This window comes from Rhizobium sp. L43 (genome assembly GCF_002531725.1).
Lineage (GTDB): Bacteria > Pseudomonadota > Alphaproteobacteria > Rhizobiales > Rhizobiaceae > Rhizobium.
This window is the reverse complement of the sequence record NZ_NWSQ01000004.1, coordinates 414,779-421,238: the sequence shown is the minus strand read 5'-3', so window position 1 is coordinate 421,238 and position 6,460 is coordinate 414,779. Positions and strand designations below refer to the sequence as shown.

The following is a 6,460-nucleotide window of genomic DNA, read 5'->3' as shown; positions in this document are numbered from 1 at the left end:
ATGCCGACGATCTCGACTTCTTCGCCAACCTTGACGATGCCACGCTCGACGCGGCCGGTCACCACAGTACCGCGGCCCGAGATCGAGAACACGTCTTCGATCGGCATCAGGAACGGCTGGTCGATCGGGCGCTCAGGCGTCGGGATGTAGGCGTCGACCGCAGCCATCAGCTCGCGGATCGCGTCTTCGCCGATCTTCTTGTCCGAATCTTCAAGAGCAGCAAGCGCCGAACCCTTGACGACCGGGATATCGTCGCCCGGGAAGTCGTAGGACGACAGAAGTTCGCGAACTTCGAGCTCGACCAGTTCGAGAAGCTCGGCGTCGTCAACCTGGTCGACCTTGTTCAGGAACACCACGATCGCCGGAACGCCGACCTGGCGGGCCAGCAGGATGTGTTCGCGCGTCTGCGGCATCGGGCCGTCAGCGGCCGAGCACACCAGGATCGCGCCGTCCATCTGGGCAGCACCGGTGATCATGTTCTTGACGTAGTCGGCGTGGCCGGGGCAGTCGACATGCGCATAGTGGCGGGCCGGCGTCTCATACTCGACGTGCGCCGTCGAAATGGTGATGCCACGGGCCTTTTCTTCCGGAGCCGCGTCGATCTGGTCGTACGCCTTGAACTCACCGAAGTACTTCGTGATCGCTGCCGTCAGAGACGTCTTGCCGTGGTCAACGTGGCCGATCGTGCCGATGTTGACGTGCGGCTTGTTGCGCTCAAACTTACTCTTTGCCATTTGAATGCTTCCTGTGAACGAAATAGTGGACCCCGGCGAACCGGTTTAGTGCCGCCGTTTAAGGCTTTCGGCGAAATTGCGCAAGACTTAATTGCAGACGCCATTCTTGGTGTGACAGCGCATATGGGGGACAATTCGCCGCCTGCAAGGCGATTCGCCGAAGCCCCCTTGAAAATCGCTGAAATCCTTGGAGAAAATCGCGTGGACTACCGGAGACGAGCCACGGGCGCCCGGGGTCCAGCGCCCTGGCCTGCCAGTCGACAGCCGCTATTGCCAGGCACTTGCGAAACACGTGCGTGCGGAATTATCAAGGGCGGCGGCGGTCGCACCAATGGGGCTTGGGAAAACTGGAGCGGGTAGCGGGAATCGAACCCGCGTATTCAGCTTGGAAGGCTGCTGCTCTACCATTGAGCTATACCCGCGGGGTGGTCCGATCCGATGACGAATGGTGGAGAGAGTTGGATTTGAACCAACGTAGGCTGAGCCAACGGATTTACAGTCCGTCCCCTTTAACCACTCGGGCATCTCTCCAGTTTTTCGTCCGGATCTAGAAGACCAAGTTTGTCAGACTTCGAAGCGTTGCCGCCTGTCGTCTGCGCCGCGTATATGACCGGAGCATTTCAGTCTGTCAACACGATGACAACGGAAAAAACACGAAAAATTTCATTCTCCGCCGAAAGCCGGCACATGAAAGAAAGCCTATGCGGCGGCGAGCCGCGTGGCTATAAAGCCGCATGAGCAAAGACAAGAAATCCGGCGGCAAGCCCGCGACAGACCCATCCGCCAAGGATACGCATTACGCCACGCTGCGGCGCGCGCACCGTGACGCCAAGCGCGAACGCGGCGAGATTCCGACACCTCAGCCGCAGAAGCGCAAGCGTGGCGGCGAGGACTGGAAGCCGCCGGCGCTGGCCCCCGATCAGGTGCATCTCTACGGCCTGCATACGGTGCGCGCCGCCCTCGACAATCCCGAGCGCAAGAAGATCAAGCTGTTTACGACGCAGAACGCGCTGGCGCGGCTCGAAGTCGACTTGGAAACCCTCGGCATTCCCTTCGAGATCGTCTCGCCGCAGGAGATCGATAAGGTGCTCGGCCCCGAGGCGATCCATCAGGGCGTCATGCTGGAAACGCGGCCGCTGCCGGTCCGCCGGCTCGAAGCGCTGAAGGACAGCCCTCTCCTGCTCGTCCTCGACCAGGTCACCGATCCGCACAATGTCGGCGCGATCATGCGCTCGGCCGTTGCCTTCAATGCCGGCGCCGTCATCACCACCCAGAGACATAGCCCGACCGAGTCAGGCGTGCTCGCCAAATCCGCCTCCGGCGCGCTGGAGCTGATCCCTTATATACAGGTCACCAATCTCGCCGATGCGCTCGGCGAATTGCACAAGCTCGGCTTCACCACCATCGGCCTCGATTCGGAAGGACCGGCGCCGCTTGAAGGCACCTTCTCCGGTGAGAAGCTGGCGCTGGTGCTCGGCTCCGAGGGCAAGGGCCTGCGGCAGAAGACGCGGGAAACCGTCAACGCCCTTGCCCGTCTCGACATGCCGGGCGCGATCAAATCGCTCAACGTCTCGAATGCGGCGGCGATCGCGCTCTATGCGGCGCGGCTCCACTTGAAGGCATAGACTGGCTGGGACAAAGGGGAATGTCATGATCCGTCTCATCCCTCGACTCACAGCTTCGGCAGCGGTGCTGCTTGTCTGCGGACTGGCATATGGCCAGGATATCGATCCCGACATTCTCAAAGCGCAGTCCGGAACCTATCTCATTGCCCCGGAAGACGGCCAAGCCGGGTGCCGGATGACGCTGGAAACCGACCAGACGATCGGCGGCTATTCGCTCTCCGGCCAGGACTCCTGCAGCAAGCCGCTGCCTTCGCTTGCCGAAGCCTATGCCTGGAATTTCGACGGCAATGGCGGCGTCATCCTGATCGATGCGACGCGCAAGGTGCTTGCCCGTTTCATTGAGAACGAGGGCTCGCCGATGAAGACGCAAGACGGTACGCCGCTTTTGCTGATATCAGCACCCGATGGCATCGATCATCTGCCGAGCTTTAACAGCCTGGCCGGGACATGGACGATGCAAAGGCCGGACGGCGAAAGGCTCTGCGGCGTGACGCTCGATGGCCATGCCGATGCGCAGGGCAACGCGCCGCTGTCACTTTCGGGGGACTGCGCCGCCAATGTCGCCAAGCTGAAGCTTGCGGTCTGGCATATCGACGGTTTCGGGCTGACGCTGATGGGCCAGGACGGTTCGTCGCTTGGCTTTACCATGCGCGCCGACGGCAATTTCGACAAGTCGAAGGAGGAAGGCGGCAAACCGCTTTCGCTGGTGCGCCGCTAATCCCAGAGTCTTTTGCGATCAGTCGGGCGTCCCGCAAGTGGTTCGTCCGTCCATGGGCCGGCGAGTCGTATCGCGCGCCGCATAGGCAACTTCGACAGGGTAGACGATCACGCTCGGCAGTTTCTCGATTTCGCTGGCGTGATCGGGGCTGCGCTTCATTTCCGCCTTGTAGGCTGCGGCGCAATCCGGGAGTTGCGTCAGTGACAGGCCGATGTCGGCCGCAATCGCCTTGGCGCAGGCAGCGTCGAGATAGAGCAAACACGAAGCGGTGTAGACGCGGCGGAAATCGAGAGTCAGCTCCCCCTTCCCGCTCCTGATCGCGGTAAAATTGTCGCCCTCGAGGGAATCATCCAGCAGCCGTTCGCCGGTCGCCGCATCGTAGACGACGAAGGGCAGCCCGCCGTTCCATCCATCCGCCGCGCGGAAGAAGACGAAGCCGCCGCTGACCCCCATGAGGTAACCGGCGGTATCGTCCTCGATCACCCGCTCGCGCTCGCCGGCGCGCTCACAGGGCGCATCGGCGGCCAGCAGCGCCAGCTTTTCGGCGCCGACCTCGCCGAGATCGACCTCCTTGACCATGAAGGCGGGATAGCGGCTGCAGGTGATCTTCGGCTTTGCATCGGGATTGAATTCGTCCTTCGGCAGCGCGATGACATCCACTTTCACCGGCCTGTCGAAAGGGGCTGGTTTTTCAGATGCTCCGGCGCCGGCAATCAGTGCCGCAAGGATAATCGACGTGGTGATCGTCCGCTTCATGAGAGTTCCCGTCTCCGAATCCTTCGGTATCTCTGGCATGGTTCGATCCGACCTGCCCGATGCCAGAGAAATCCACTTTTGCCTTGGAAAGACCTTCCGGAGCACTATGATCGGGCGATGAACGGTTGCAGCGACCGGTCAGAAGCAAGAAGGAACGATCCCTATCATGGCCATTCGACCGCTGATTTTCGGTATCCTCTTTGTCTCGGTCTTCGTCGTGATTATTCTCAGTATCATCTGGGTGGACACCTCGCATCCCATCCACCAGCCCGATCCCCTGTCGCCGACGGCGCCCGGCGCCGCGCAGCCGGGACCGGTGCAATAATCCCGGCAGGAACGCCGGCCGCGATCACGCGTTAATCCCGGAATCGAACGAGGATTGAACGCCTATGCGCATAATGATCGCCGTCGTTGCCTTCATGGTCGCCTCCGTGCTCAGCATCGCCGTGATGTCGCCGTCGGGCGCCGGTCAGTCCGGCAATGGCGACAGGATCGAAGCGAGCGTCAACGAACCCGTCACCCATTGAAAAAGGGCCCGGATGATCCGGGCCTTTATCGTCAGCCGCGGTAGAGCCAGAACGGTATGCCGCGATCGTAATCACGCCACTCGCGGCGTTCCTGCCAACGCTCGGCACGCCACCGCCGCCAATGACGGCGATCATCGCGCCAGTCGGACCGGCGCCAATCGCGCTCATCGCGCCAGCCACCGTCGTCACGGTCGTCGCGGTCGCGATCCCGCCGCCAGCCATCGCGAACTTGAATGATATCACCCTGGGCCGTCACCGCCGGCCGCTCGGCCGGCATGGCGGCCGCCGGTGCGACGGACGCGAAAGCCGCACCGACTGATATGGTTGCGGCGAGAAAGAGATGTGCGAGCTTCATGGCTGTTTCCTCATTGATGATGAGACGAAGATAGGCGGGCGCGGCTGAATTGGCGCTGAAGCAGTCCTTCACGCGCGGTTCATCAAGCGATACTTGCCATTTGAAAAATCTGCTGGGTGCGATCGAGCGAAGCAACGTCGAACCTGGGGAAAGCGGTGCCTCCGCTGAGCTGCGCTCTTCGGCTCGCCGAGCCGAAGCTCACAGAGCGTCGGCTGGTGCCCCCGCCAGGGTTCGAACCCGGGACCCCCTGATTACAAATCAGGTGCTCTACCAACTGAGCTACAAGGGCAATAATTGCCCAACTAGCAGATTCTATGATTCTGTAAAGGAAAATTCGTGTCTGTATGGAGGTCGGCTGCCGCTCAAAAGGCTCGGCTAGAGAAAACGGCCTTGTCGCGCCAGCCCTTTATCCTTTAGCTAGAGCAGCATCACAAAGGGCATTGCATGGGCCGTTCATTTCAGACGCTTTCCTTTCTCGCCTCCCCCACGACGGAGGCGCTTGCCGCGCGCGAGGAGTTGATTCGCATCTATGGCGACGTCCCGGCTGATGAAGCCGATGTCATCGTCGCGCTCGGCGGCGACGGTTTCATGCTGCAGACGCTGCACCACACCATGAACTCCGGCAAGCTGGTTTACGGCATGAATCGCGGTTCGGTCGGCTTCCTGATGAACGACTATCGCAGCGAACACCTTCAGGAGCGCATCTGCCTCGCCGTTGAAAACGTCTTCCGCCCATTGCAGATGACGACGGCCAACGCCGACGGCACCAATTCGACCGCGCTTGCCATCAACGAGGTCTATCTTTTCCGCCAGTCCTATCAGGCCGCCAATTTGAGGGTCACGATAGACGGGCGCGTGCGCCTTGAGGAACTGATCTGCGACGGGCTGATGGTGGCGACCCCTGCCGGGTCGACGGCCTATAATCTTTCCGCCCATGGCCCGATCCTGCCGCTCGAGGCGCCACTGCTCGCCATGACGCCGGTCAGTGCTTTCCGGCCACGGCGCTGGAGGGGCGCACTGCTTCCGAACAAGGTGACCGTCGATATCGACGTCCTCGAGCCGGTGAAGCGGCCGGTGAACGCGGTGGCTGACAATACGGAGGTCAAATCGGTGCTGCATGTCCGCATCGCCCAGTCGGAGCATATGACGGCGCGCATCCTGTCCGATCCCGACCGCTCCTGGTCCGACCGTATTCTTGCCGAGCAGTTCAAGGATTGAGACAATGGCAATGCGTCTGACATTGATGACCACCGTTTTCCTCATCGGGTGGTCCGCCGCAGCCTTGCCGGCGCAGGATGCCATCCTGCCGGCATCGGTGATTTTCGCGACCAGCACCGGCTATTGGCAGGACGACGGCAACGCACCTGATGTCGAGCGGGCGCCCGGGGGCACCGAGAGCGTTGCCAACCCCGAGGGAAAGGCCACGCCGCGTCACGGCTATTACAAGCTCTTTGCCGTCCGCCAGGACGACAGGACCTCGAAGGTCTATCTGCAGCAGATTGCCCAGACCGACACCGGCCCGGCAATCGCCTCGACCGTCGAGCTGCAGGAGATCAGCGACCTAAAGCCTTACGTTACGGATATACGCCCCGAGAATTCGAACGGCATCATCAAGCAGCCGGGGCTGTTCGCCACGATTTATCTGAAGACCAACCCTGCCGCCGAGCCGGATGGGTGGACCGTGCTGATCGATGAATTCGGCGACATCACGGTGGAGAAGGCGACGAATTGAACAGCCGGGATCT

The 6,460-nt window shown here is 61.4% G+C and carries 10 protein-coding genes and 3 tRNA genes; 7 read left to right on the top strand and 6 right to left on the bottom strand.

Going from position 1 to position 6,460, the window contains the following annotated elements; all coding sequences use genetic code 11:
- From CO667_RS07090 to CO667_RS07080, 3 genes are all read right to left on the bottom strand, one after another.
- On the bottom strand, window positions 1-734 hold a 734-nt coding region (locus tag CO667_RS07090), incomplete at its 3' end, for an elongation factor Tu (protein WP_143540699.1).
- Window positions 735-1,082: 348 nt separating this feature from the next.
- A tRNA-Gly gene (locus CO667_RS07085) sits at window positions 1,083-1,156 on the bottom strand.
- 24 nt (window positions 1,157-1,180) lie between these two features.
- Window positions 1,181-1,265: transfer RNA gene (locus tag CO667_RS07080), tRNA-Tyr, on the bottom strand.
- Between the two features lie 30 nt (window positions 1,266-1,295).
- On the opposite strand from CO667_RS07080, the gene CO667_RS35305 reads away from it, so the two are divergent.
- From CO667_RS35305 to CO667_RS07070, 3 genes are read left to right on the top strand one after another with little or no spacing between them, the layout of a single operon-like run.
- Window positions 1,296-1,472, top strand: a complete 177-nt coding sequence (locus CO667_RS35305; protein WP_179874083.1) for a hypothetical protein — start codon at window positions 1,296-1,298, stop codon at window positions 1,470-1,472.
- Window positions 1,469-2,359 (top strand): 23S rRNA (guanosine(2251)-2'-O)-methyltransferase RlmB, encoded by an 891-nt coding sequence (rlmB, locus tag CO667_RS07075; protein WP_097617690.1) that lies wholly within the window; start codon window positions 1,469-1,471, stop codon window positions 2,357-2,359. Before CO667_RS35305 ends, rlmB begins: the two co-directional genes overlap by 4 nt.
- Before the next feature lie 25 nt (window positions 2,360-2,384).
- The gene (locus tag CO667_RS07070) at window positions 2,385-3,077 is read left to right on the top strand and encodes an AprI/Inh family metalloprotease inhibitor (RefSeq protein WP_097617689.1); all 693 of its coding nucleotides are present in this window, start codon (window positions 2,385-2,387) and stop codon (window positions 3,075-3,077) included.
- Between the two features lie 18 nt (window positions 3,078-3,095).
- On the opposite strand, the gene CO667_RS07065 is transcribed toward CO667_RS07070, so the two are convergent.
- Window positions 3,096-3,872: a hypothetical protein gene (locus tag CO667_RS07065; protein ID WP_245433074.1), complete on the bottom strand. Its 777-nt coding sequence runs from the start codon at window positions 3,870-3,872 to the stop codon at window positions 3,096-3,098.
- Between the two features lie 127 nt (window positions 3,873-3,999).
- Here CO667_RS07065 and CO667_RS35300 point away from each other — a divergent pair, with 127 nt between their 5' ends.
- Together CO667_RS35300 and CO667_RS35295 are read left to right on the top strand one after the other, a co-directional pair.
- Complete coding sequence (locus CO667_RS35300) at window positions 4,000-4,158, top strand: hypothetical protein (RefSeq protein WP_179874082.1); 159 nt, start codon at window positions 4,000-4,002, stop codon at window positions 4,156-4,158.
- A 64-nt stretch (window positions 4,159-4,222) separates the two neighbouring features.
- On the top strand, window positions 4,223-4,360 hold the full coding sequence (locus tag CO667_RS35295) for a hypothetical protein (protein WP_179874081.1): 138 nt from the start codon (window positions 4,223-4,225) through the stop codon (window positions 4,358-4,360).
- A 31-nt stretch (window positions 4,361-4,391) separates the two neighbouring features.
- Here CO667_RS35295 and CO667_RS07060 read toward each other — a convergent pair whose 3' ends face one another.
- Both CO667_RS07060 and CO667_RS07055 read right to left on the bottom strand, forming a co-directional pair.
- Window positions 4,392-4,787: a hypothetical protein gene (locus tag CO667_RS07060; RefSeq protein ID WP_179874080.1), complete on the bottom strand. Its 396-nt coding sequence runs from the start codon at window positions 4,785-4,787 to the stop codon at window positions 4,392-4,394.
- A gap of 141 nt (window positions 4,788-4,928) precedes the next feature.
- A tRNA-Thr gene (locus CO667_RS07055) sits at window positions 4,929-5,004 on the bottom strand.
- A 155-nt stretch (window positions 5,005-5,159) separates the two neighbouring features.
- Between CO667_RS07055 and CO667_RS07050 the strand changes: the two genes are divergently transcribed.
- On the top strand, window positions 5,160-5,933 hold the full coding sequence (locus tag CO667_RS07050; RefSeq protein ID WP_097617687.1) for an NAD kinase: 774 nt from the start codon (window positions 5,160-5,162) through the stop codon (window positions 5,931-5,933).
- Window positions 5,934-5,937: 4 nt separating this feature from the next.
- The gene (locus tag CO667_RS07045; RefSeq protein ID WP_097617686.1) at window positions 5,938-6,447 is read left to right on the top strand and encodes a hypothetical protein; all 510 of its coding nucleotides are present in this window, start codon (window positions 5,938-5,940) and stop codon (window positions 6,445-6,447) included.
- Window positions 6,448-6,460 lie beyond the last annotated feature (13 nt).

What these genes read in the sequence shown, in the direction of transcription:
- rlmB (WP_097617690.1), top strand. Translation starts at nt 1,469, where the DNA reads ATGAGCAAAGACAAGAAATCCGGCGGCAAGCCCGCGACAGACCCATCC.
- CO667_RS07070 (WP_097617689.1), top strand. Translation starts at nt 2,385, where the DNA reads ATGATCCGTCTCATCCCTCGACTCACAGCTTCGGCAGCGGTGCTGCTT.
- CO667_RS07065 (WP_245433074.1), bottom strand. Translation starts at nt 3,872, where the DNA reads ATGCCAGAGATACCGAAGGATTCGGAGACGGGAACTCTCATGAAGCGG.
- CO667_RS35300 (WP_179874082.1), top strand. Translation starts at nt 4,000, where the DNA reads ATGGCCATTCGACCGCTGATTTTCGGTATCCTCTTTGTCTCGGTCTTC.
- CO667_RS35295 (WP_179874081.1), top strand. Translation starts at nt 4,223, where the DNA reads ATGCGCATAATGATCGCCGTCGTTGCCTTCATGGTCGCCTCCGTGCTC.
- CO667_RS07050 (WP_097617687.1), top strand. Translation starts at nt 5,160, where the DNA reads ATGGGCCGTTCATTTCAGACGCTTTCCTTTCTCGCCTCCCCCACGACG.
- CO667_RS07045 (WP_097617686.1), top strand. Translation starts at nt 5,938, where the DNA reads ATGGCAATGCGTCTGACATTGATGACCACCGTTTTCCTCATCGGGTGG.